Source organism: Camelimonas fluminis (genome assembly GCF_014656355.1).
Taxonomy (GTDB): Bacteria; Pseudomonadota; Alphaproteobacteria; order Rhizobiales; family Beijerinckiaceae; genus Camelimonas; species Camelimonas fluminis.
Map to the genome: position 1 here is coordinate 713,380 of NZ_BNCG01000001.1, position 25,337 is coordinate 738,716.

The following is a 25,337-nucleotide window of genomic DNA, read 5'->3' on the forward strand; positions in this document are numbered from 1 at the left end:
CAGAGGCCTCTGATGACGTCGATCACCACCCTTCTCATCGCCAACCGCGGCGAGATCGCCATCCGCGTCGCCCGCACGGCGCGCCAGATGGGCGTCGCCACGGTCGCCGTTTTTTCCGACGCGGATCGCGACAGCCCGCATGTCAGGGCCTGCGACATGGCCATCGGCATCGGCGGCCTGACGCCGGCCGACAGCTACCTGGTCGCCGACAAGATCATCGAGGCCGCCCGCCGCGCCGGCGCCCAGGCCATCCATCCTGGCTACGGCTTCCTTTCCGAGAACGCCGGGTTCGCCGCCCGCGTCGCGGCGGAAGGGCTGGTGTTCGTCGGCCCGCCGGCGTCCGCCATCGAGGCCATGGGCGACAAGGCGCGCGCCCGCCGTCGCATGGCCGCCGCCGGCATTCCGGTGGTGCCTGGTTATGACGGCGAGGACCAGTCGCACGATCTGCTGCTCAGCGAAGCGGAGCGCATCGGCTTTCCGATCATGATCAAGGCGTCCGCCGGTGGCGGCGGGCGCGGCATGCGCCGCATCGACAGCGCCGCCGCCATGCCCGACGCCCTGAAGGGCGCCGCGTCGGAAGCGCAAAAAGCCTTCGGCGACGGCCGGCTGATCCTTGAGCGCGCCGTGATCGAGCCGCGCCACGTCGAAATCCAGGTGTTCGCCGACCGTCACGGCAATGTCGTCCACCTCGGCGAGCGCGACTGCTCGGTGCAGCGTCGCCACCAGAAGGTGGTCGAGGAGGCGCCGTCGCCGGCGTTGAACCCGGAGCTGCGCGCCCGCATGGGCGAGGCCGCCGTCGCCGTGGCGCGGGAGATCGGCTATGTCGGCGCGGGCACCGTTGAGTTCCTGCTCGACCGCTCCGGCGCGTTCTATTTCATGGAGATGAACACCCGCCTGCAGGTGGAGCACCCTGTCACTGAACTGGTCACCGGCTTCGACCTGGTTGAGTGGCAGCTTGACGTCGCCAATGGCGAACCGCTGCCGGTGGTTCAGGACGACATCCGTCTGAAGGGGCACGCCATCGAGGTGCGCCTGTGCGCCGAGGACCCGGCCGACGATTTCCTGCCGCGCACCGGCGAGGTCGCCCTGTGGGACCCGTCCCGCACCGTTCGCGCCGACGCCGCCCTCGCCAACGGCCTGACCATCAGCCCGTATTACGACTCCATGCTTGGCAAGCTGATCGTCCACGGCACCACGCGCGAGGAGGCGATCGAAAAGCTGGCCCATGGCCTGGAAGCAACGGCGCTGCTCGGCGTCGCCAGCAACCGCGACTTCCTCATCCGCGCGCTGCGTCACCCAGCCTTCATCGCCGGCGACAAGGTCTCCACCGGTTTTATCGCCGAGCATTTCCCGGATAACCGCGCGCGCGCCGCTATCCCGGACTGCCGTGCCTGGGCGTTGGCCGCCTGGCTGGCCACCGCCGCCACGTCCGGCGCCGCCAGCTGGAGCGCATCAGGCGATAATTCCTGGCGCGGCTGGAGCAACGTGCTGCCTCTCGACCAGCCATGGCGGCTGACCTGGGGCGGCCCCGCCGGTCTCGTTGACGACGCGACCCCGGGGGAGCGTCGCGGCCATATCGCAGTCGGCCGCGACGGCGCGACGGTGACCCTCGACGGCGTCGCCCTCGTCATCGCCGGCCGCCCGCCCGTGGCTGGCGAAGAGGCGACGGTGCGCGTGGACGGCGCGCCAGTGTCCCTGCGCTTCGCATGGGCTGGCGACGATCTCTGGCTGAAGCTCGGCGGCCACGATTTCTCCTTCACGCCGAAGAGCCGCATCAGCGCTGTGAAGGCGGCGGCGGAATCCGGCGCCGACGGCATGTTGCGCGCGCCGATGAACGGTCGCGTCGTCTCCATCGCCGTGGCCGCGGGCGCAACGGTGGAGCGCGGCCAGATGCTGATGGCGCTGGAGGCCATGAAAATGGAGCACGCCATTGTCGCGCCGCGCGACGGGGTGCTGACCTCGGTGTCTGTCGCCGTCGGCGATCAGGTGTCGCCTGGCCAGATCATGGCCGAGATCGGCGACTGATCGCCGCTTCCGTGAAGAACCCCGGGCTTTGGTGAAAAGTCCGGGCCGTCAGACAGGAACATGCCGGGAAACTCCGGCGGGAGAACGACCATGGCGGACAGTTTGCAGACGGGCGAGCGCATCGTCGTCGAGCCGATCCCCAATCCCCATCTGACCCCGGAGCATCTCGCATTTCGCGATGTGATGCGCCGTTTCGTCCAGACGGAGATCGAGCCTTACGCCAGCCAGTGGGACGAGGCAGGTGAGTTCCCCCGCGACCTGTACAAAAAGGCGTCGTCCATCGGCCTGCTGCAACTGGGGTTCCCGGAGGAATACGGCGGCGTCGAGCTTGACCAGTTCTACGGCAATATCGCCAGCGCCGAGATGGCGCGCGCCGGAGTGGGCGGCGTCGGCGCCTCGCTGATGAGCCATACCATCGGCCTGCCGCCGGTGGCGATCGCCGGATCGCCGGAGCTGAAGGCGAAGCTGATCCCGCCAACCCTTGCCGGTGAAACGATTTTCGCGCTCGCCATCACCGAGCCTTCCGGCGGCTCCGACGTCGCCAATCTGCGCACCACGGCGCGTCGCGACGGCGACCATTATGTGCTGAACGGTGAGAAGACCTTCATCACCTCCGGCATGCGCGCCGATTACATCACCGTGGCGGTGCGCACCGGCGAGGGCGGGCGCGGCGGCGTCTCGCTGATCGTCGTTGACACAACGACGCCGGGTTTCTCGCGCACGCCGTTGCGCAAGATGGGCTGGTGGGCGTCCGACACCGCGACGCTGTATTTCGACAATTGCCGTGTGCCAGCCGGCAATCTGCTGGGCGAGGAGCATCAGGGCTTCCGCATCATCATGCGCAATTTCAACAGCGAGCGCCTCGGTATGGCCGCCGGTTGCATCGGCCAGGCCCGCACCTGCCTGGAAGAGACGGTGAACTACGCCCGTGAGCGCCACACCTTCGGCAAGCCGCTGATCCAGCATCAGGTGATCCGCCACAAGCTGGCGGACATGACCATGCGCATCAACGCGTCGCAGGCTTACCTCGATCACCTTACATACCGGGTGATGAACGGCGAAAGCCCGGTGGCGGACATCTGCCTGCTGAAAAACCAGGCGACCCAGACCATGGAGTTCTGCGCCCGCGAGGCCGTGCAGACCTTCGGCGGCGCCGGCTTCATGCGCGGCTGCAAGGTCGAGCGCATCTACCGCGAGGTCCGCGTCAACGCCATTGGCGGCGGCGCCGAGGAGATCATGCGCGACCTGGCCGCGCGCCAGCTTGGCTACTGATGCACGGCCGGGCGCTGTATTCGCGCCCGGACCGGCGCCCGCGAACGATTGAGGAAACGGCATGACGGCAACCCTTCCCGCCACGACAGTCATCCAGGTCGAACGCAAGGGCTCGCGCCTCTATGCGACGATCAATGATCCGTCGACCCGCAACGCCATGACCCAGGCGCTGACCACGGATCTCAACGCCATCCTTGCTCTCGCGGAGCAGGACCGCACCCTGCGCACGCTGATCCTGCAGGGCGCCAATGGCGCCTTCTGCGCCGGCGCTGATCTCAAGGGAACCAACAAGCAGCAGGGCGCGGCGGTCGGCGCCGGCGACGAAGATCCGCTGGAAGCCTCCAACCGGGCCGGCGGCGAGCTGTTCGCCCGTCTCAACGAATGCCCGCTCACGGTCATTGCTGTGGTCGACGGCCCGGCGTTTGGCGGCGGCTTCGGCATGGCTTGCTGCGCCGATATCGTCATCACCACGCCGCGCGCCCGCTTCGCCCTGTCCGAGACAGGGCTTGGCATCGCGCCGGCGCAGATCGCCCCGTTCGTGGTCAACCGCATCGGCCCGCGCCATGCCCGCCGGCTCGGCCTCGCCGGCACGCGCCTGAACGGCGAGCAGGCGGCGGAGATCGGCCTCTCCGACTTCTATTGCGCGGATGAGGCGGCGCTGAATGAAACGCTGACGTCGCTGCTGAACGATATCGGCCGCTGCGCCCCGGGAGCCAATGCCGAAACCAAGCGGCTGTTCCGCCTGTGCCACGCCATGCCGCTGGAGGAATATCGCAAGGTGGCGGCGAAATCCTTCGCCACCTGCGCTCGCGGCGCTGAAGGTCAGGAGGGCGTGCGCGCCTTTGCCGAGAAGCGCCCGGCCGCCTGGGTCGAGAAGCTCTGACGCCCGCCGCCTGGCGGGGCAGCCCATTGGATTCCGGTAAGGTCCGGGCGGCGCAAGGCATGACCTCACAGGGCCTGCTTACGCTCGCATGAGTTTTGCGGATCGCGGGTGCGTCAGCATCTTCGCGATCTGGTCCGGGGACTTCCGCCGGCGGCCGCGCGGGCGCCGCGGAAGCATGTGGATGGCCGGATCGCCCGGCTGCGGCGTGCGTTGGACGGTGGGGCGTCCGTTGCTCGCCAGTGGTGAGCGCGGGCGGGGCAGTCCACCTCCGCCGCGCCCGGGGCGTCCCCGGGCGTCCACGTTTTCCGGTTCTGGTTGCTGGCCCAACCGCCAACCCTTTTTCGCGGCCCGGGGCCGGGAGCCGGATCCGTTATTACATTGGCTCTGGCGTCGGCAGGGCGGATTAACTCTGGACAGTCGGCGTGATCTGGCCTGAGCTTCAGCGGAAGACAGGTCAGGCCGACAGTCTGATGGAAGGTCAAGGGAGCAGGGACGATGTCCGGTAAAACGATCAGGATTGGCGGCGCCTCCGGTTTCTGGGGCGACACCAGCATCTCCACGCCGCAATTGCTGCGCGGCGGCGACCTGGACTATCTGGTGTTCGACTATCTGGCCGAGATCACCATGTCGATCATGGCCCGCGCCCGGGCCAAGGACCCGAACATGGGCTACGCCCACGACTTTGTCGGCGCCATCGCCCGTGAACTGCCGACGCTGTCGCAGAAGAAGATCAAGGTAATCGCCAACGCCGGCGGCGTGAACCCGATCGCCTGCGCCCGGGCGCTGGAGGCGAAGATCGCCGAGGCCGGCCATGACCTGAAGGTCGGCGTCGTCACCGGGGATGACCTGCTGGACCGCGCCGCCGAATTCTCGGATACCCGCGAGATGTTCTCTGGCGAGCCGATGCCGCCGAAGCTGTGGAGCATGAACGCCTATCTCGGCGCCTTCCCGGTCGCCGCGGCCCTGGCCGCCGGCGCCGACATCGTCATCACCGGGCGCGGCGTCGACAGCGCGGTGACGCTTGGCGCCTGCATCCACGCCTTTGGCTGGACCCAGCAGGATCTCGACAAGCTTTCCGGCGGATCGCTGGCCGGCCATATCGTCGAATGCGGCGCCCAGGCCACCGGTGGTCTGCACACCGACTGGGAAGACACCGGCGACTGGTCCAATATCGGTTACCCGATCGTTGAGGTGGTTGAAGACGGCTCCTTTGTCGTCTCCAAGCCGGAAGGCACCGGCGGCCTGGTTTCGGAAGCCACCGTCACCGAGCAGATGTTGTATGAGATCGGCGACCCGCGCGCCTATCTGCTCCCTGACGTCACCTGTGATTTCACCCAGGTGAAAATCGACCAGATTGGCGGGGACCAGGTGCGCGTCTCCAACGCCAAAGGCCTGCCGCCGACCAATTATTACAAGGTGTCCGCCACCTGGCAGGATGGTTTCCGCGTCGGCATGTATTTGACCATCGGCGGCCTCGACGCCGCCCGCAAGGCCGAAAAAGTGGCCGATTCCGTGGTGCGGCGCGCCGAGGGCATGTTCCGGGCGATGAACCTGCCGCCGTTCACGGAAACCAGCGTTGAAGTGATCGGGGCCGAGGCGGCTTACGGCCCGCACTCGCGCGCCCGCGCCGCCCGCGAGGTCATCCTCAAGCTCGCCGCCAAACACGAAAGCCCGAAGGCTCTGGAAATTCTGGTGCGCGAGCTGACCTCGTCCGGCACCTCGATGTCCCCGGGGATCACCGGCATGGGCGGCAACCGGCCCAAGGTGATGCCGGTGGTGCGCCTGTTCTCCTGCATGATCGACAAGGCGTCGGTGACCACCGGCGTGGAGGTGGCGGGCCAGGCGGTTCCGGCGCCTGAGGCGCTGCGCGGCGGTTTCGATCCGGCGTCGCTGGGGCTGGACCCGTCCGGACCGGAGGCGGCGTCCGCCGCTGGCGCGCCGGTGGTCCCGCTGATCGCCCTGGCCTGGGGGCGCAGCGGCGACAAGGGCAACAAGGCCAATATCGGTGTTATCGCCCGCAAGCCGGAATACCTGCCCTATATCCGCGCCGCGCTGACGGCGGATCGGGTCGGCGCCTTCTTCGGCCACTTCCTGAAGGGTTCGGTGGAGCGCTTCGAACTGCCCGGAACCCATTCGCTCAACTTCCTGCTGCATGACGTGCTGGGCGGCGGCGGCATTGCCTCACTGCGCAACGATCCGCAGGCCAAGGCCTACGCCCAGATGATCCTTGACTATCCGGTGCCGGTGACGCCGGAGATTGCCGCCAGCGTGCGGGCGGTGACGGAAAAGTTCCCGCCGGCGGAGATCGCCGCCTGAGGTCGCGCAAACGCGCTTGCAGGAATGGATCGCGCCGGCAAAATGGCCAGCGAGCAGACGCCCCGGAGCTTTCCGGGGCGGTCTCACAAAATACAATGACCGGGAGAACGCCCATGGCGACGCCACAGAACACCCTGACGCTCTGGCACTGCATGAGCGCGCGCTCGTTCAGGCCCCTGTGGACCCTCGAGGAAATGGGTCTGTCCTATGAGCTGAAAATGCTGCCGTTTCCGCCGCGCGTCTTCCAGAAGGACTACCTGGGGATCAACCCGCTCGGCACCATTCCGTTCTTCCAGGACGGCGAGACGAAAATGACCGAATCCTCGGCCATCTCCCAGTATCTGGTCACGAAATACGGCCCGACGCCGCTGAACGTCGGCGTGGATGAGCCAGCCTATGGCGCCTTCCTCAATGCGCTGCATTTTTCCGAAGCGACCCTGACGTTCCCGCAGACCGTCTTTCTGCGCTACACCTTGCAGGAGCCAAACGCTGGCCTCGGCAAGGCGGCGGAAGATTACGCCAAATGGTTTGGCGGCCGTCTGCGCGGCGTCACCGCCGTTGTGTCGGAGAACGAATTCTGGTGCGCCGGCCGCTTCACCGCCGCCGACGTCTGCGTCGGCTACGCGCTGATGCTGGCCGAGCGGCTGCAACTCGACCACCTGTTCACCGATCCGGTGCGCGACTACTGGAAGCGCCTGCAGGGCCGCGACGGTTTCCGCCGCGCCCTTGCGTCGCAGGAGAAGGCGGCCCAGGAGCAGAACGTCTTCAATCCGCCCAGCATGGAAGTGCCGGCGAAACAGGCGAAGGCCTGAAAACGGCGCCATGGCCGGGTGAGCGCTCCGCAGGCGCACGGGTGGGAGAACAGGCCGCCCGAACGTCTCGAGGGCGCGCGGGCAGGGTGAATGCACCACCGTCTGACGCCAGGCGGGACGCGAAGATGATGACGCATCCGCGACCCGCAAGGCTCAAATCAGCATGGCGCCTGTTCTGCAGGAAATGCCTTGCGCCGCCCGGGCTTCAGCAAAACCCCATGAGTCAGACGCATTGGGGTTTCGTCTGACCCCTGTCATGAAGTCCGTTCTGTTATGCACATGAACGGTTGATAACGGCTGTCGTTCTTGCAATAGATGCCGCCAACGGCAACCTATCAATCGACCGTTAGACGCCGGATCCGGCGGAGCGCGCCCCAGGCGCGCCTCGCGGACCAGACCGGCGCCTCGTCAAAGCGTTGGCGAAACGTTGATGTCCTTCTGGATGCGCGTTTCTTCATATAGCGGAAGGGATCGACATGTCTGAAGCATGGATTATTGACGCGGCCCGCACGCCGCGCGGCGTCGGCAAGTTTGGCAAGGGCGCGCTTTCGGACGTGCACCCGCAGCGCATTCTCTCGACGGTGCTGAAGGCGCTGGCCGAGCGCAACAGCCTGAACACCGCCGAACTCGACGACGTCATCGCCGGCTGCGGCACCCAGTTCGGCAAGCAGGGCTCGTGCATCGCCCGCATGGCCGCCCTCGACGCCGGTTTCGACAACGCCGCCACCGGCTTCTCGCTGGACCGTTTCTGCGGCTCGGGCATGACCGCCGTGAACCTGGCCGCCATGGGCATCATGTCCGGCGCCCAGGACCTCGTCCTGGCCGGCGGCGTTGAGTCGATGTCCTATGGCTCGACCCTGAAGCGCCCCACCGACGGCATCATCGATTCCGGCAACATGCACCTGCGTTCGATCCACCCGCAGCCCCACCAGGGCATTTGCGGCGACCTGATCGCCACGCTGGAAGGCTTCAGCCGCGAAGACGTCGACAATCTGGCCCTTGAGAGCCAGAAGCGCGCCGACTACGCCATCCGCAACGGCCACTTCAGCAAGAGCGTCATCCCGGTCTACAAGGACGACGGTTCGCTGGCGCTCGACCGTGAGGAGTTCCCGCGTCCGCAGACCACCATGGAAGGCCTGAGCCAGCTCAAGCCCGCTTTCGAGGTGATGTATGACGCGCCGCTGAACGAAGACGGCCTGACCTTCCGTCAGCTCGTTGAGCGCAACTATCCGGGCGTCAAGATCAACCACGTCCACCACGCCGGCAACTCGTCGGGCGTCGTCGACGGCGCTGGCGCCGTGCTGCTGGCTTCGCCGGAATACGCCCGCGCTCACGGCCTGAAGCCGCGTGCGAAGATCCGCGCTGTCGCCACCGCTGGCGACTCGCCGGAGCTGATGCTGAACGCTCCCGCCCCGGCTGCCCGCAAGGCGCTGGCCAAGGCTGGCATGAACATCAACGACATCGACCTCATCGAGATCAATGAAGCCTTCGCGGTCGTGCCGCTGAAGTTCATGCGCGAGATGGGCATCGACAACTCGAAGGTGAACGTCAACGGCGGCGCCATCGCTCTCGGCCACCCGATCGGCGCCACCGGCGCGATCATCGTCGGCGCCCTGCTCGACGAAATGGAGCGTCGCGACCTGAACACCGGCCTGGCCACCCTGTGCGCCGCCGGCGGCATGGCTCCGGCCATCATCATCGAGCGCATGTAATCATCGCGCGGCGATGTGTTGAACCGGGGGAAGCTCCCCCGGGGATCAGACTGATCGACGCCCGGGCGACATCGCCCGGGCGTTTTTCTTTGTGCGCGTCCCGCTCCCGGAAGGCTGGGAGCAGGAGGGCGCGGCGAGCGAACGGACGTGGCCGGCGATGCCCGGGCAACCGGAGCCAGAGAGGCTTCCAGCCAGAAAGTTGCGGCGTCGCGTAAAGAAATCGCGTTAAATCAATATAATATAGATAGAATTTTCTGACAGTTGGCTCATGGTTGCGCTGGCGGGCTCCCGGTTCCTGATTGCGCCGCGCCGCCGGAATTTTGCCATGATTGACCAGGTCCGCTAAAATGGCCGCTCATGGATATCTATCGCATCGGTCAATAGTGGCGATTGAAGCGCGGGGCCGCCTGACGCTGCCCCGCCGGGAAGGGTGAGCAACCAGGTTGCGACGTCTCCACCCGTGGTTATGGCAATGCCCGGCGCGCGCTCACGCGTCGCCCGCCGATGCCCCAACGCATGCCGCCCCTTTGCAGTCAGGGCGGCGTTTTGCAGAACTGGAGGCGTTTTGTCAGGTTTTGTTGTGAGGCCGCCCGTGTTTTTCGGCGCGGTGGCGATCATCGTTGTCTTCCTGCTTATTGGGGCGCTGCTGCCCGGCCAGGCGGAAACGGCGTTCAGCGCGATGCAGGCGTGGGTCCTGTCGCGGTTCGGCTGGTTCTATCTGTTATCCGTCGCCATATTCGTCGGGGCCGCCATCATTCTTGCGACCGGCCGCACTGGCGACCTCAAACTGGGTCCCGACGACGCGGAGCCGGATTTTCCTTATCTTTCCTGGCTGGCGATGCTGTTCGCCGCCGGCATGGGCATCGGCCTGATGTATTTCGCCGTTGGCGAGCCGCTGATGCACGCCGCCGCGCCGCCCGATGTCGCCCCGGGTGGGCCAGCCGCGCGCCGCGCCGCCATGAGCATCACCTTCTTTCACTGGGGCATTCACGCCTGGGCCATTTATGCCATCGTTGGGCTGTCGCTGGCCTATTTTGGCTTTCGCTACAACCTGCCATTGACCATCCGCTCCGGGCTTTATCCGCTGCTGAAGAACCGCATCAATGGCGGCCTCGGCCATGCGGTCGACATCTTCGCCATCTGCGGCACGGTGTTCGGCATCGCCGCGTCCCTCGGCTTCGGCGTGATGCAGATGAGCGCCGGCCTGCATTATCTCACCGGCATTGAAGCCTCGACCCGCCTCAACCTGATCCTCGTCGTCGCCGTCACCGCTGTCGCCACCCTGTCCGTCGTCAGCGGCGTCGAGAAGGGCGTGCGGCGTCTCAGTGAACTGAACCTGCTGGTCGCCATCCTGGTGATGCTGTTCGTGCTGGCCGTCGGGCCGACGGAACTGCTGCTGCGTGATTTCGTCCAGAACATCGGCGCCTGGCTGGATACGGTGTTGCTGCGCACCTTCAATATCTACGCCTATGATCCCAAGCCCTGGATCGACAAATGGACCCTGTTCTACTGGGCGTGGTGGATTTCCTGGTCGCCGTTCGTCGGCATGTTCATCGCCCGCATCTCGCGTGGCCGCACGGTGCGCGAATTCGTCGTCGGCGTGCTGCTGGCTCCCACCGCCTTCACCTTCTTCTGGATGACCGTATTCGGCAACACGGCGATGTTTGTTGACCAGACGGCGGCGCACGGCGCGCTGTCCACCGCCGTGCAGTCGGATCTGTCGGTCGCCCTGTTCCAGTTTTTCACCTATTTGCCGTGGCCGGCGGTCACCTCGACCGTGGCGGTGATCCTCGTGGCGATCTTCTTCGTCACCTCGGCTGATTCCGGCTCGCTGGTGGTCGATACGCTGGCCTCAGGCGGCGAAACCCGCACGCCGTGGCTGCAGCGGGTGTTCTGGTGCGCGCTTGAGGGCGGCGTGGCGGCGGTGTTGCTGCTCACTGGCGGGCTCGCCGCCCTGCAGGCCGCCACCGTGGCGACGGCGCTGCCATTCTGCGTCATCATGCTGGTGCTGGTCTGGGGCCTGTTTCGCGGCATGCGCGCCGATCTCGTTCAGGCCAACGCCCGCGGCGCCCTGGCGCCCACGCCGGCCGCCACCGTCCCCTGGCAGCGGCGCCTGTCGCTGATCGTCAACACGCCAGACGCCGGCGACATTATCGCTTTCATCGACAGCCAGGCGACGCCAGCCCTGGAGAGCGTCGCCGCGGCGCTGAGCGGGCGCGGCCGGCCGGCGCGCGTGGAGCGCGGCGAGGGGGGCGGCGTATCCCTTGTGGCCGCGGCCGAAGGCGTGCGCGACTTCATCTATGGCGTGCATGTGGCCGAGCATCGCCTGCCGGGCGTCACCATGCTCGACACCCGTGACGCCGACGTGCGCCACGAGGCGCGGACCTTCTTCAGCGACGGTTCGCGCGGCTACGACATCATGGGGCTGACGCGGGAGCAGATCATTTTCGATGTGCTCAGCCGGTATGAGGACTGGCAGACGGTCACGCAGATGCCGGAAGCCGCCCTGGTGGTCAGGGCGCCCGAGCACGCGCCGCCGGAGCCTGCCTCCGCCGGCGAGCATCCGGCCGCGGCGAAGGAGTGACCGGACAGCAGGCAGGGCAGGCTGCGATCAGCCAGGGCTGGAGTTCGACAATGGACATCAGCCGTCCGTCATCGGCGGCAATGGACAATCAGCCGCCCGTCATGGGCGGGCGGCGTCCGGCGACGCGATTGACCGCCGCCTCATGCGCGGCGGCGAACTCCAGCAGCAGTTTCTCGCCATGGTCCGGGCCGATCAGTTGCAGGCCGGTCGGCCGTCCAGCCGGGTCGAAGCCGGCGGGAACCGACATGCAGGGCAGGCCAGACATGGTCCAGATGCTCGTTGACTCCATCCAGCGGTGGTAGGTGTCCATGGCGCGCCCGCCGACCTCGCGCGGCCATGTCAGGTTCTTGTCGAACGGGAACACCTGCACCGCCGGCGCGGCGATGACGTCGTAGCTGGCGAACAGGCCCTGCAAATACGCGTGCCATTGTGAGCGCACGACGCTGGCGGCGTGGATGTCGTAGCCGGTGACGGCGAGGCCCTGTTCGATTTCCCACTGCAATTCCGGCTTCAGCAGATCCCGCCGCGCCGGATCGCGCCAGATCTCCAGATGCCGCGCTCCGGCCCAGACATGGCGCAGGTGCAGCCAGGCCCGCCACAGCCGCGCCAGGTCGAAGCCGATGTCGATCGGGATCACCGCGCAGCCGAGCGCGGCGAACTCCTGCAGGGTCGCCTCGCACAGCGCCAGCACCCCCGGCTCCATGGCCAGATAGCCGCCGAAATCACCGACCCAGGCGATGCGCTTGCCGGCCAGGCTGGCGTTGCGCTCCGGCAGCACCGTGTCGCCGGGGGCGCGAATGGCCAGCGGCGCGCCCGGATGCGGCCCGGCCTGCACCGACAGCAGCAGCGCCAGATCGCGCACGCTGCGCGCCATTGGCCCCTCAACCGCCAGTTGGGCGAAGAACACGTCCTCCGCCGGCGCCAGCGGCACCCGGCCGAAGGACGGGCGCAGCCCATAGATATTGTTGAACGCCGCCGGATTGCGCAGCGATCCCATCATGTCGCTGCCATCCGCCGCCGGGATCATGCCCAGCGCCACCGCCACGGCCGCGCCGCCGCTGGAGCCGCCGCAGGTCAACGCCGGATCATAGGCGTTGCCGGTGACGCCATGTACCGGATTGTAAGTCTGCGAGCCGAGACCGAATTCCGGCACATTGGTCTTGCCGATGAAGATCGCGCCTGCGGCGCGCAGACGGGCGACGGCGAGGCCGTCTTCCTCCGGCGTGAAATCCGCGAACAGCGGCGAGCCGAAGCTGGTGACGATGCCGGCCGTCAGCGCCAGATCCTTCACCGCCCATGGCAGCCCGTGCAGCGGTCCGCGCAGATGACCGACCGCCAGCTCCGCGTCGGCGGCGCGCGCCTCATCAAGCAGCGTCTCGTGCGGTCGCGAAGAGACGATGGCGTTGACCAGCGGATTGAACCGGTCGATGCGGTCGAGGCAGGCCTCCATGACCGCGACGCAGGAGACGGCGCGGCTGCGGATCGCCGCCGCCGTCGACCAGGCGTCCCACCCGGTGATCTCATCCCTGGCAATGGCGCCGGCGAACTGTTCGCCCGCCCGTTGCGCGGCCGTTCCGGTCATGGCGTATCCTCCGGGAGCACCCGGTGAAAGCTGTCGCCGCTTTCATTCGCCGTCGCTCTGGCTGGCGAGCCTGATCGCGAATACGTCCGGCGCCAAGCGTTTTCACGGACCTGTGTTGCGGCTTTTTTTAGCGCCGTAGCGTTTCAGCAGGCCACGGCCAAGCTGGGCCAGATGCACCTGGTCCGGGCCGTCGCCGATGCGCATGAAGCGGGCGTAGGCGTAAGCGTCGGCCAGGAAGGTGTCCTGCGAGACGCCGGCGCCGCCGTGCACCTGAATGGCCCGGTCGATCACCGCCGCGGCCATGCGCGGCGTGGCCACCTTGGCGGCGGCGATCAGGTCGCGGGCCGCCTTGTTGCCTTCCGTATCCATCTTGTGCGCCGCCCGCAGCGTCAGCAGCCGCGCCTGCTCGATCTCCACCCAGGAGTTGGCGATGTCCTCGCGCACCGAGCCCTGTTCGCCGAGCGGCTTGCCGAACGCCACCCGCCGTTCGGCGCGCTGGCACATCAGTTCAAGCGCCCGCTGGGCGCAGCCGACCAGCCGCATGCAATGGTGGATGCGGCCTGGTCCCAGCCGTCCCTGGGCGATCTCGAAACCGCGACCTTCGCCCAGCAGCATGTTCGCCGCCGGCACGCGCACGTTTTCGTAGACGATCTCCGGGTGGCCCACCGGCGCGTGGTCATAGCCGAACACCTTCATGTCGCGGACGATGCGGACGCCAGGCGTATCGCGCGGCACGAGGATCATCGACTGCTGGACATGCTTGTTGGGGTTGTCAGGGTCAGTCTTGCCCATGACGATCAGCAACTTGCAGTCTTCGCTCATGGCCCCGGACGTGAACCATTTGCGGCCGTTGATAACGTATTCGTCACCGTCGCGGACAATGCTGCAGCGGATATTGGTGGCGTCGGAGGAGGCGACCTCCGGCTCGGTCATCGAGAAGGCGGAGCGGATCTCGCCAGCGAGCAGCGGCTCCAGCCACTGCTTCTGCTGTTCCGGCGAGCCGTACAGCGCCAACACCTCCATGTTGCCGGTGTCGGGGGCGGAACAATTGAACACCTCCGACGCCCACGAGATCCGGCCCATGATTTCCGCCAGCGGCGCATAGTCGAGATTGCTGAGGCCGGCGCCGTGATCGCCAGGCAGGAACAGGTTCCACAGCCCTTCCGCTTTCGCCAGCGCCTTCAGTTCGGCGACGATGGGCGGCCGCCGGTTATGGAAGCCATTCTCCACCTGCTCGTCGTAGAGATGTTCAGCCGGATAGACGTGGCGATCCATGAAGGCGCTGAGCCGGGCGATGAGATCGCGCGCCTTTTCACTGTGCTCGAACATTGGCTAACCCCGGAATGTGGCCAGGCGCAACGTGAGCCCTGGACAGACATGAATTGAGAGGAGTGCCGGCGGCTGGCCTCGCCGCGCCGCCGGCAAAAGCCTTCAGGTCGAGGCCTTGTAGTCCTTGAACTGCTGGCGCAGGGTCAGCTTGTGCACCTTGCCGGTGCCGGTCATCGGGAAGCTCTCCAGGAATTCCACGGCGTCCGGCATCCACCATTTGGCGATCTTCGGCGCGATGTGATCGAGGATGTCCTGGCCCGAAACCTCCATGCCCTGGCGCGGCGTGATCAGCAGCAGCGGCCGTTCCTGCCATTTGGGATGCGGAATGGCGATCACCGCCGCCTGCAGCACCGCCGGATGGCTCAGGGCGGCGTCCTCGATCTGGATCGAGCTGATCCATTCGCCGCCGGATTTGATGACGTCCTTGGAGCGGTCGGTGAGGGTGATGTAACCGTCCGGATCAATCATCGCCATGTCGCCGGTCATCAGATAACCGTCGGCGTCCTGCGCCTCGATGCCCTTGTGATAGGCGCTGGCTATCCATGGCGCGCGCACGCCCAGATGCCCGACCGCCTTGCCGTCGCGCGGCAGTTCCGCGCCTTCGTCGTCAACGATGCGGGCCTTGACCCCGCAGACCACCCGGCCGGATTTCATCCGGTCGTCGATGATCTCCTCGAAGGTCGCGTCGCGGTCGCGGAATTTTTGCATGGGCATCGAGGCCATCAGCGCTTCGGTCATGCCCCAGGCCTGCACGTAGGCGACGCCGTAATCACGCTCCAGCAACTCCACCATGGCGCGGGCCGGCGCCGTGCCGCTGGAGAGCGTGCGCTTCAGGGTGGAGAACTTCTTGCCGTTGCGGCCCAGCCAGTCGAGCAGGATCAGCCAGAAGCTCGGCACGCCGGCCGACAGGGTGACGCCTTCGCCCTCGAACAGCTCATACAGCTTGTCCGGCTCGTAGTTGCGACCAGGCAGCACCAGCTTCGAGCCGGTGAAGGGGGCCATGAACGGCATGTTCCAGGCGTTGCCGTGGAACATCGGCGCCATCGGCATGATCACCTGGCGTCGGCCGGGGTGAAAATCCGGCATGTAAAGGAAATTCGCCCCCATCAGGGTCTGCAGCGCGAGCGCCCGGTGCGAGTAGACCACGCCCTTGGGGTTGCCGGTGGTGCCGGAGGTGTAGCAGATCGTCGCCGCATTGGTTTCCGGGAACTCCGGCCAGGCGAATCCGGCGTCGTCCTCCGCCGCCAGCAGCGTCTCGTAACAATGGACGTTTGGCAGGCTGGTCTGCGGCATCCGCTCTTCGGTCGCCATGATGACGAAGCCCTTGACCGTGGTCAGGCGCGGCGCGATCTCCTCGATGATCGGCAGCGTCAGGGCGTCGATGAACAGATACTCGTCCTCGGCGTGATTGATGATGTAGATAATCTGCTCGGCGAACAGGCGCGGATTGACCGTGTGCAGCACCGCGCCAATGCCGGGCGCGGCGTAAAACATCTCGAAATGCCGGTGGGTGTTCCAGGCGAGCGTGCCGATCACCGAGCCTTCCCTCGCGCCCAGCCGGCGCAGCGCCAGGCCCATGCGCCGGATGCGCCGCCGCGCCTCGGCATAGTTGTAGCGGAACAGGTCTCCCTCGATCTCACGGGCGACCACCTCCGCCTCGCCATGTTGCAGGCCGGCGTATTCGATGAAATTGGACAGCTGCAATGGCATGTCCATCATGAGCCCACGCATGCATTTTCCCCTTGAGAGCATTTCCAGCGAAGTGGATGGCCTGCAGCGTCTGCCGCGCTGCTGATGTCGACCTGTCCAGGTCCTTGTTTCGAGGTCCTTGTTTCGAGGTCCTTGTATCGAGGCCCTTGTGTCCAGATCCTGGTTTTCAGGTCTCTGGCGCGCGCCAGACGCACAGGAAAAGCGGACGGTCCGCGCCAGATTTCAGGCTAATGTGGAGCATCCTTGGGAGGCAACTGCTCCATTGGTCGGGTATGTAAAAATATGCGCGATAAAAACGCCCGGAACGACTGGCGCTCCGGGCGTGTAAACATCTTTACTTTTCTTTCTTCGATCCCGGCAGGATGTTCATATATTTGGAGATGATCTGCAGCATCACCTCATCGGCCCCGCCGCCGATCGAGGTGAGGCGGCTGTCGCGATACATGCGGGTGATGTCGCTCTCATTCATGAAGCCCATGCCGCCCCAATATTGCAGGCAGCCGTCGGAGACCTCGCGCACGAGGCGGCCGCCGATCAGCTTGGCCATGGAGGCCAGCATGGTGACGTCCTCGCCCTCGATGTAATTCTGCGCCGCCCGGTAGCAGAGCGAGCGCAGCGCCTCGACCTTGGCCTGCAGTTCGGCCATCTTGAAGTGGATGATCTGGTTGTCGAGCAGCGGCTTGCCGAACACCATGCGGCTGCGGGTGTAGTCGATGGTGTCGTTGATGGCGGTTTCCATGGCGACGAGGCCGCCGGCGGCGCCCCAGAGCCGCTCGATCTGGAACTGCTCCATCTGGTAGATGAAGCCCTTGCCTTCCTCGCCGATGCGATAGCGCTGCGGCACCCGCACCTCGTCGAAAAAGATCTGCGCCGTGTCGGAGGCGCGCATGCCCATCTTGTCGAGCTTGCGGGCGACTTCGACGCCTTTGGTCTTCATCGGCACGCAGATCAGTGACTTGTTGCGGTGAACCTGCCCCTCCGACGTGTTGGCCAGCAGGCACATCCAGTCGGCCTGCGTGCCGTTGGTGGTCCACATCTTGCCGCCGTTGATGACGTAATCGTCGCCATCCTTGCGGGCGGTGGTTTTCAGCGAGGCCACGTCAGAGCCGGCGCCCACCTCGGAAACGCCGAGGCAGGCCACATAATCGCCAGCGATCGACGGGGCGAGAAATTCCGCCCGCAATTCGTCAGAGCCATGCTTGGCGAGGGCGGGGGTGGCCATGTCGGTCTGCACGCCGATGGCCATGCCGATGGAGCCGCCGCGAATCGAACCGATGGCTTCGCAGAACGCCAGCTCATAGGTGTAGTCGAGGCCAAGGCCGCCGAACTCGACCGGCTTGTTGATGCCGAGCAAGCCCTGCTGGCCCATTTTCCTGAACAGCTCGTGCGCTGGAAACGCGCCGGCCGCTTCCCATTCCTCGATGTGCGGATTGATCTCGGTCTGGCAGAATTTCGTGACGGAGCGCATCAGCTCCTTGTGCTGCTCGGTATAGATCATGCTTCCTCCGGGCCGCCTTGCGGGCGCTGCCTGCCTGCCGTCCAACATGCCTGGGGTCAGCGCGCGCGGGGCGCGGCGCCGGAAAACTGGCGCGCCTCTGGTGTGCGGTGTGGCGGTACTGCTTTGATTGTGTTTGGTACGCTTCGGTACTTGGCGCGCATTATAATCGCCTTCAGCGCGCTGGGAAGCCCCCGCGCGTGACGTCAGCGCCCGCCTGCGACGGGCGCCGGCGGCGTCATCCGATCGATGGCGATTGTCCGGAGGCTTACCGGCAGACCTGCCGGCCGGAGCCGCGATTGCGCAGGTCCAGATGCAGGTGGTCGTTGTGGAAGCGGTCGCCGCCAGGGCCGATCACCGTATCGAAAATCCGGCAGGCATTCTTGCGGATGAAGGCCTGGAACAAGTTTTCGCCGGAGGTCGTATGGCTGGGGCTGACCATGAAGTCCTTGCGCTGGTCGAAGGCGAAGCCGGCGATGTCGATAGCGTTGGCGTAAGCATGTTCGCTCAGCTTGGCCCCGCGCTGGTGGTTCATGGTGCGGCAGGCATAGGTGGGGCCGATGAGGACGGCGGTGATGTTGGCCTGCAGCCGCTGGCGCGCCGCTGGCTGGGCGACGCCGCGCAGCCAGTCCGCCGTGGCCTCCGCCATGGCGCAGGTCATGGTGCCGGGTTTCGATAGCGGAATGCCTCCGGGCAGGGCGGTCAGGCGCACGCCGTTGCGCACGCCGCAACTGCCATTGGCGATCGGTGCGATGCGCTCCACCACCGCGCCAGCCTTGCGCAGGCGATCGACGCAGGCGTTGACCTCCGCGTCGGTGACAGTGCGGCGCATGACGCGCCGGCCATCAGGCGCCTCTTCCAGCGGAGATTCGACCTCATCCTTCTTGCGCCCGAACGGCCACCACGAGGGGGCGCTGGGCTGCTGTGGCGGCGCGACCTGCTGTTGCGGTGGCTGCTGTTGTGGTTCCGGGCCGGCGTCGAGAGGAAATTGCGGCCGCACCGGCGGCAATGGAGCGACGGCGGGCAGGCCGTCAGTCGCGGCGTCTGGCGTCAATGGCGCGCCCGGCGGTGGGATCAGGGGCGTTTCGCGCGGCGGCTGTTCCGCCCCGGGTCGCGGCTGGGCAGGCTGGGCGTCGCCAAAATCGGGGCGCTCAGGCGGCAATGGAGCGACGCGCAGCAAATCGCGGGAGGGGGGGCCTGCCGGCGGCGCGGCGGCCGGTTTGGCCGTTTCCGGCGCAGGGGCGGAGGCGGGGGCCTGGACAGGGGCAGGCGCCTGGGCAGGAGCAGGAGCCTGGGCAGGCGCAGGCGGAACGGTGGGGGCGGGCGGTGGCGCAGCGGCTGGCCTGTCGCGCGATTGCAGGGCTTCCGGCCATGGCGAACCGGTCATGCCGGATATGCCCGGCGACTGGGCGCGGGCATCGCCAGGCGCCGCCAGACCCAGCCCCAAACCCAGGGCGGTTGCTGCAACGGTGAACGCCAGCGACGATCTGCGTCTGGCGGCGGACCTCTCGGGGGCGTATTCCGTCATCACGCGCCCATTAACCTAAATGGGGCGTGCGGTCACCTGTTAATGACCTTGGGTCATGTTGGCGGCCGCCGCTCTGGACAGGGACGGGTGCTTCCGGTTGAAAGGCGCTGGAACCGCCGCCGCCTTGGCGCGCCTCATATGGTGGTTGCGCCTCGCGGCGTGGGAAGCAGTGAAGACAGGGCAAACGTGACCCGGGCGACGATCCACACACAGACCGTTGATGAGGATGGAATGCGGCTGCGCGCCCGTCGCTGCGAGGCGCTGCTCGATGCCTTGCGCGCCGCGTCCAGCGCCACGGCCGCGCTTTCGGCCTGGGCGCGGTCCCGGGGGTGGGACGAGCGTATTCTGGCCCGCAAACTGGAAACGGCGACCCGGCCGGCGCCAGATGACGTCGCCGGTTTGCTTGGGGTGACGCCGGGCGCGCCCACGGGCTTTCGTCTGGTTGAATTGACCAGCGGCGCCCGGGTGCTGTCGCGCGCCGACAACTGGTTCGCGTCGGCCCGGCTGCCAGAGCTGGTGAACGCCGGTCTTCGCGATGGCCTGACGCCGTTTGGCGCGCTGATCGCCCCGCTGGAGCCGCGCCGCGAGTTGCTGGGCGTCACCCGTCTGTGGCTGCCCGTGGAAAAATCATCCCAGGACATGCCGCAGGAGCTGTTCCGGCTGTCGGCGGTGGTCACTGGCCTGTACGCTGGCGCGCGGGCACCGCTGGCCGTGGTGCACGAGACCTATCTGGCGACGCTGGCGCTCTGATCTGGACAGGCCCGGGCGTTTTCCGGCGTGGCTGACCTCGCTCGTTCGCGAACGGAAGCGGACGTCGCGTGGAAAACGCGCCGGATCAAGGAGACAGGGCCGAACGCCAATCCGGTGTGAATGGATTTCGCACTGGCGAATCCAGGGCCCGGGCAACCTCACGCGAGGCGTCATGACAGTCACGACCGGTATGCTCACCCGCCGCGCTTTTGGCCGTCTGCTGGCGGGCGGCCTGGCGATTGGCGGCGCTTGGCCGTTTCCGACCCCGGCTTTTGCCCGCGAGCCGCAGACGACGGAGAGTTGGGCGCGCTATGAAGCGCTGGTCGCGGCGCTGCTTGAGACTGGCAGCGCAACCGAAACCCTGGCGGCCTGGTCGCGTCGACGCGGCTGGGACGACCGGATCGTCGCCCACAAGCTGGAAGCGGACATGCGCCCGGCTCCGGCGCAGATCGCTGCGCTGCTCGATATCCGGGAAGGCGAGACCGTGGGCTATCGCAAGGTGGCGTTGGCCTCCGGCGAGCGCGTGTTGTCGCGCGCCGATAACTGGTTCACGCCCGGCCGGCTGTCGTCCGGCGTCAACGCCGGCCTTGACGCCAGCCAGACGCCATTTGGCCGGCTGGTGAGCAGATTGTCGCCGACGCGCAGGGTTGTGAACGCCGACCGGCTCTGGGCGAACCCGCAACAGGGGGCGCCTGCAGAGGTGTTCCGGCTGTTTGCCGTGGTCAGCGGTGAGACGGACGCTGGTCGCAAGCCGCTGGCGGTGGTGAATGAGACCTACCAGGCGGTGATGGTGCTGTGAGACGGATATAATTCACATAAATATATGTTAATTATATAATTTCGTCGTTCATAGCCGTGAAATCAATTGACGTTCCCGTGACGCCATGTAGTTTCCACGGAAACCATTGCCGCAGGGGGGCGCCATGTCCAGCATCCGTTCATTCAACCGATTTGCCATCAACCGTCGCGCGCTTGGCGGGCTCTTCGCCGGCGCCGCGTTTCTGGCGCTGTCCGGCGCCGCCGCCGTCGCCAGCGACCTGAAGGAAGTGGCCATCGACTTCGCCACCTACAATCCGGTGAGCCTGGTGCTGAAGAAGCAGGGGCTGCTGGAGAAGGCGCTGGAGAAGGACGGGATCAAGGTGCGCTGGGTCCAGTCCGCCGGCTCCAACAAGGCGCTGGAGTTCCTCAACGCCGGCTCCATCGACTTTGGCTCCACCGCCGGCTCGGCCGCGCTGGTCGCCCGCATCAACGGCAATCCCATCAAGTCGATCTACGTCTATTCGCGCCCCGAATGGACCGCCCTGGTCGCCGGTAAGGACAGCCCCATCAGCAAGGTCGCTGACCTGAAGGGCAAGCGCGTCGCCGTCACCCGCGGCACCGATCCGCACATCTTCCTGGTGCGCGCCCTGGCCGAAGCCGGCCTCACCGACAAGGACGTCAAATTCGTGCTGCTGCAGCACGCCGACGGCCGCCTCGCGCTGTCGCGCGGCGACGTTGACGCCTGGGCCGGCCTTGATCCGATGATGGCCGCCGCCGAGGTGGAGGAGGGCGCGAAGCTGTTCTATCGCAAGCCCGAAGCCAATACCTGGGGCATCCTCAACGTCCGCGAGGACTTCGCCAAAAAGCATCCCGACGTGGTGAAGAAAGTGCTCGCCGCCTATGAGGAGGCGCGCAAATGGGCGTTGGCCAATCCCGATGGCCTGAAGGAAGAGTTCATCGCCGTCACCAAATTGCCGAAGGCCGTGGTTGACCGGCAGATCGACCAGCGCACCGAGCTGACCCACAGCGTCATTGGCGAGCCGCAGCGCCAGTCGATCCAGGCCGCCGGCGACGCCCTTTTGGCCGCGGGCGTGTTGCCGGCCGGCGCGAAGGTGAAGGAAACGCTCGACGTGCTGATCGATCCCCAGTATCTCCCTGCTGCCCGGTAACAAATACCGACGGCCTGGCCCCGCTGCGGCAGGGAACGGGCCGGGCGACAATATCAGGGGAAGGGAACGGACAGGTCATGACGCTCCAGGCGCCTGCAGCCCACGCGGCCGCGGATATGGATGGCGACGCGCCGCAGCAGGACGCGGCCGGCCGGGCGCGCACGGCCCGTTCGGCCGCTGGCCGCATCGGCGGCGTCTGGCTGGTGGGCGTCATCCTGCCCGTGGCGCTGGCCGCAGGCTGGGAGCTGGCGGTGGCCGGCGGCTTTGCCAATGGCCGCCTGATGCCTCCGCCCAGCCAGATCTGGAGTGAACTGGCCCGTCTTGCCGCCAGCGGCGAGTTGTGGACGCATCTGCTCACCACCCTGTGGCGCGTGCTCGCCGGCTTCGCCATCGGCGCCATTGCCGGCACGCTTGCCGGTCTGCTCACCGGCGCCTCGGGCCTCGCCCGCCAGGCGCTGGACCCGACCATCCAGGCGTTGCGCGCCATTCCCTCCATCGCATGGGTGCCGCTGTTCATTCTCTGGCTCGGCATTTTCGAGGCGTCGAAGGTGGCGCTGATCGCCGTCGGCGTGTTCTTCCCGGTCTACCTCGGCGTGATGGGCGCCATCGGCTCGATCGACCGCAAGCTGGTCGAGGTCGGCCGGGTTTTCCGGCTGGGCCGGGTGCAGATGGCGACGCGGGTGCTGTTGCCGGCCGTGCTGCCGGAGTGGGTGATCTCCCTGCGCTCCGGCCTTGGCCTCGGCTTCATGTTCGTGGTCGCCGCCGAGTTCATGGGCGCCTCGGAGGGCCTCGGCTACCTGCTGGTCGATGGCCAGCAGCTGGGCAAGCCGGCGCAGATTCTCGCCGCCATCATCACCTTCGCCATCCTCGGCAAACTGTGCGACCAGGCCCTCGTTGTCGCCACCCGCCCGCTGCTGGCGTGGCGCGACACCGTGCGCGCGAGGCTGTGACCACATGCTGACCTTCGCCAACCTCACCAAGACTTACGCCGGCGGCGGCGTGGCGGCGCTGTCGCAGGTCGATCTGGCCGTGCAGGCCGGCGAGATCGCCGCCATCGTCGGCGGCTCGGGCTGCGGCAAGACCACGCTGCTGCGGCTCACCGCCGGGCTCGACCAGGCGTCGTCCGGATTCATCGAAATCGACGGCGACCGGGTGACGACGCCGCATCCGGCGATCGGCATCGTGTTTCAGGAGCCGCGCCTGCTGCCGTGGCTCACGGTGCGTGACAACGTTGCCTTCGGCCTCGGCGACCAGCCGCGCGCCGCCCGCCGCCAGCGCGCTGACGAGGCGCTGGAGCGCGTCGGCCTCGCCGGCTATGGCGACCGCTGGCCGCGCGAACTCTCCGGCGGCCAGCAGCAGCGGGTCGCCATTGCCCGCGCCTTGGCGCCCCGGCCCAAGGCGCTGCTGCTCGACGAGCCGTTTTCCGCCCTCGACGCCTTCACCCGCGCCAGCTTGCACGACCATCTGCTGGCCCTGTGGGAGGAAAGCCGCCCGACGGTGGTGATCGTCACCCACGACGTGGAGGAGGCGGTGACGCTGGGCGACCGCATCATCGTCATGCAGCCGCGCCCCGGCCGCATCTATGAGGAAATCCCCGTCGATCTGCCGCGCCCGCGCGACCGCATGTCGCCGAATTTCGACGCGGCCAAGCGGCGCGTGCTGAAGGCGCTGGACAATTCGCTTAACCCGCAGCATCCGCCGGGACAGGCCGCGCCCGCCGGCGGCGCGTTGTGGTGGTGATCCCGAACATTGCTTTATCCAGAGGAAACGACGTCATGGACTCCCAGGAACTGCGGGCGATGCAGGCCCCGATCAAGGCGCGCTACAAGGATGCCCCCGACGCCGCCGTCATTACCCTGAAGGCGCAGGGCGCCATCGACGACCAGTCGATCTCCTGCAAGGTTGAGACCGGCCGCGCCATCGCCGCCGCTGGCCTGCATCCGCTCTCCGGTGGTTCCGGGCTGGAGCTGTGCTCTGGCGACATGCTGCTGGAATCGCTGGTGGCCTGCGCCGGCGTTACCCTGAAGGCCGTCTCCACCGCGCTGGAAATTCCGCTGCGCGCCGGCGTGGTCCGGGCTGAGGGCGAACTGGATTTTCGCGGCACCCTCGGCGTCGACAAGGAGGCTCCGGTGGGCTTCAGCGCCATTCGCCTGAGCTTCGATCTCGACACCGACGCGCCGCAGGAGAAGATCGACCAGCTCATCAAACTGACCGAGCGCTATTGCGTGGTGTTCCAGACGCTCAACAACAAACCGCAGCTGTCGGTGACCACCAACCGCAGCTGAGGCTTCAGAACAGCGCTCCGTTCATGCTGACCGGAGCGCTGTGGCGTCTGTCCGGCCTTCTCTTGCGCCATGCGGCGGCCCTGACGCAGCAATCCCGTCAGGCGTCTTCCTGTGAAAACCGCTGCCGGCGCCGCGAGAAATCCAGCGTCGCCGGCGCGCCGGCAATCAGTTGGCGCGCCGATTTCCAGACCATGGCGGCCGCTGGCCGCTGCTCGCCGTGGAAACGCACCAGCGTCAGGCTGGTGCGCAGGTCGAGCCCGTCGATGGGCCGCACAATGACATCCTCGCCATCATCGTCGTGGTGAATGTCGAACCAGCCCAGCGAAATGGCGATATTGCGCGACAGCCGGCCATAGCGCTCCACGGCGATGGGATGCCCTTCCGGCGGGCGGATGGTCAGCGCCCCGGCTTCGCGGACCGCCCGGCCAATGGCCACGGACAGCGGCGCGCCCAATGAGCGGTTGGGCATGACGATGCGCAACCCGTCAAGCGCCGTCGCCGGAATCGCATCCTGCTCCGCCAGCGGGTGCTCGCGGGGGATCTGCAGGCACAACCGCCGTTCCGCCAGCGATTGCCGCTCCATGCCGCCCGGCCAGTCCGCTTCCGTCACCGCGTTGTCCGCCGCCGCCGTCACGTCGGCGGGCTCCACCAGCAACGCCAGATCCAGCTCCCGCCGCGACAGGTCGAGATAATGCCGCTCGTGCGTCTTGTCGAAGATGCGCAGGCGGATGTCGGCGTGGCTGGAGACCAGGGTGTCCATCATCCGTCGCCGTTCGGGAATGTGCAGCGTGTAGAACGGCGCGCCGATGCGCAGTTCGTTGTCGCGGATCTCCCGCGCCGCCTGATTGGCCCACGACGCTTCCGCCACCATGCGCCGGGCGTTGCCGAGAAACAGCCGCCCCTCCGCCGTGAGTTCGACCCGCCGGCTGGTGCGCTGGAACAGGGCGAAGCCCAGCCGCCGCTCGAATTCGCGGATTTGCGCCGACAGCGCCGGCTGCGAGACATGCAGCAATTGCGCCGCGCGCGTGAACGAACGCTCCTCGGCGACCGTCAGGAAATAGCGGAAGGGCGTGGCGTCGAGGTCCATGGCGAAGTGTCCGTGGCGTTCAGGCGGATAACGCGGGTC

The 25,337-nt window shown here is 67.0% G+C and carries 19 protein-coding genes; 13 read left to right on the forward strand and 6 right to left on the reverse strand.

What is annotated here, in order from left to right; all coding sequences use genetic code 11:
* The first annotated feature begins 12 nt into the window (after nt 1–12).
* From IE243_RS03040 to IE243_RS03070, 7 genes are all read left to right on the forward strand, one after another.
* Nucleotides 13–2,025, forward strand: coding sequence for an ATP-binding protein (locus IE243_RS03040; RefSeq protein WP_191317807.1), 2,013 nt, complete (start codon nt 13–15; stop codon nt 2,023–2,025).
* A gap of 90 nt (nt 2,026–2,115) precedes the next feature.
* Complete coding sequence (locus tag IE243_RS03045) at nt 2,116–3,297, forward strand: acyl-CoA dehydrogenase family protein (protein WP_373301541.1); 1,182 nt, start codon at nt 2,116–2,118, stop codon at nt 3,295–3,297.
* Nucleotides 3,298–3,358: 61 nt separating this feature from the next.
* The gene (locus IE243_RS03050; protein ID WP_191317808.1) at nt 3,359–4,180 is read left to right on the forward strand and encodes an enoyl-CoA hydratase/isomerase family protein; all 822 of its coding nucleotides are present in this window, start codon (nt 3,359–3,361) and stop codon (nt 4,178–4,180) included.
* Between the two features lie 495 nt (nt 4,181–4,675).
* The gene (locus IE243_RS03055; protein WP_191317809.1) at nt 4,676–6,496 is read left to right on the forward strand and encodes an acyclic terpene utilization AtuA family protein; all 1,821 of its coding nucleotides are present in this window, start codon (nt 4,676–4,678) and stop codon (nt 6,494–6,496) included.
* A gap of 113 nt (nt 6,497–6,609) precedes the next feature.
* Nucleotides 6,610–7,308: a glutathione S-transferase family protein gene (locus IE243_RS03060; RefSeq protein ID WP_191317810.1), complete on the forward strand. Its 699-nt coding sequence runs from the start codon at nt 6,610–6,612 to the stop codon at nt 7,306–7,308.
* A 476-nt stretch (nt 7,309–7,784) separates the two neighbouring features.
* Entirely contained in the window at nt 7,785–9,020 is a 1,236-nt protein-coding gene (locus IE243_RS03065; RefSeq protein WP_191317811.1) for an acetyl-CoA C-acetyltransferase, read from the forward strand.
* A gap of 565 nt (nt 9,021–9,585) precedes the next feature.
* The gene (locus tag IE243_RS03070; RefSeq protein ID WP_244642677.1) at nt 9,586–11,604 is read left to right on the forward strand and encodes a BCCT family transporter; all 2,019 of its coding nucleotides are present in this window, start codon (nt 9,586–9,588) and stop codon (nt 11,602–11,604) included.
* A gap of 88 nt (nt 11,605–11,692) precedes the next feature.
* Here the strand turns inward: IE243_RS03070 and IE243_RS03075 are convergent, their stop codons facing one another.
* From IE243_RS03075 to IE243_RS03095, 5 genes are all read right to left on the reverse strand, one after another.
* On the reverse strand, nt 11,693–13,186 hold the full coding sequence (locus tag IE243_RS03075) for an amidase (protein ID WP_191317813.1): 1,494 nt from the start codon (nt 13,184–13,186) through the stop codon (nt 11,693–11,695).
* A gap of 102 nt (nt 13,187–13,288) precedes the next feature.
* Complete coding sequence (locus IE243_RS03080) at nt 13,289–14,515, reverse strand: acyl-CoA dehydrogenase family protein (RefSeq protein WP_191317814.1); 1,227 nt, start codon at nt 14,513–14,515, stop codon at nt 13,289–13,291.
* Nucleotides 14,516–14,617: 102 nt separating this feature from the next.
* The gene (locus IE243_RS03085) at nt 14,618–16,246 is read right to left on the reverse strand and encodes a long-chain fatty acid--CoA ligase (protein WP_191317815.1); all 1,629 of its coding nucleotides are present in this window, start codon (nt 16,244–16,246) and stop codon (nt 14,618–14,620) included.
* 313 nt (nt 16,247–16,559) lie between these two features.
* Nucleotides 16,560–17,723 (reverse strand): acyl-CoA dehydrogenase family protein, encoded by a 1,164-nt coding sequence (locus IE243_RS03090; RefSeq protein WP_191317816.1) that lies wholly within the window; start codon nt 17,721–17,723, stop codon nt 16,560–16,562.
* A 265-nt stretch (nt 17,724–17,988) separates the two neighbouring features.
* Entirely contained in the window at nt 17,989–19,248 is a 1,260-nt protein-coding gene (locus tag IE243_RS03095) for an extensin family protein (RefSeq protein ID WP_191317817.1), read from the reverse strand.
* A 138-nt stretch (nt 19,249–19,386) separates the two neighbouring features.
* On the opposite strand from IE243_RS03095, the gene IE243_RS03100 reads away from it, so the two are divergent.
* The 6 genes from IE243_RS03100 to IE243_RS03125 all read left to right on the forward strand — a co-directional run bounded on the left by IE243_RS03100 (nt 19,387) and on the right by IE243_RS03125 (nt 24,211).
* Nucleotides 19,387–19,998 carry a hypothetical protein gene (locus IE243_RS03100; RefSeq protein ID WP_191317818.1) on the forward strand — a complete coding sequence of 204 codons (612 nt, stop codon included), beginning with the start codon at nt 19,387–19,389 and terminating at the stop codon, nt 19,996–19,998.
* 172 nt (nt 19,999–20,170) lie between these two features.
* The gene (locus IE243_RS03105) at nt 20,171–20,797 is read left to right on the forward strand and encodes a hypothetical protein (RefSeq protein ID WP_191317819.1); all 627 of its coding nucleotides are present in this window, start codon (nt 20,171–20,173) and stop codon (nt 20,795–20,797) included.
* A gap of 124 nt (nt 20,798–20,921) precedes the next feature.
* Nucleotides 20,922–21,926 (forward strand): aliphatic sulfonate ABC transporter substrate-binding protein, encoded by a 1,005-nt coding sequence (locus tag IE243_RS03110; protein ID WP_191317820.1) that lies wholly within the window; start codon nt 20,922–20,924, stop codon nt 21,924–21,926.
* Nucleotides 21,927–22,042: 116 nt separating this feature from the next.
* On the forward strand, nt 22,043–22,876 hold the full coding sequence (locus IE243_RS03115) for an ABC transporter permease (protein ID WP_191317941.1): 834 nt from the start codon (nt 22,043–22,045) through the stop codon (nt 22,874–22,876).
* 4 nt (nt 22,877–22,880) lie between these two features.
* Nucleotides 22,881–23,666 (forward strand): ABC transporter ATP-binding protein, encoded by a 786-nt coding sequence (locus IE243_RS03120; RefSeq protein ID WP_191317821.1) that lies wholly within the window; start codon nt 22,881–22,883, stop codon nt 23,664–23,666.
* Between the two features lie 35 nt (nt 23,667–23,701).
* Entirely contained in the window at nt 23,702–24,211 is a 510-nt protein-coding gene (locus tag IE243_RS03125; protein WP_191317822.1) for an OsmC family protein, read from the forward strand.
* 97 nt (nt 24,212–24,308) lie between these two features.
* On the opposite strand, the gene IE243_RS03130 is transcribed toward IE243_RS03125, so the two are convergent.
* Nucleotides 24,309–25,298, reverse strand: a complete 990-nt coding sequence (locus IE243_RS03130; protein WP_191317823.1) for a LysR family transcriptional regulator — start codon at nt 25,296–25,298, stop codon at nt 24,309–24,311.
* Nucleotides 25,299–25,337 lie beyond the last annotated feature (39 nt).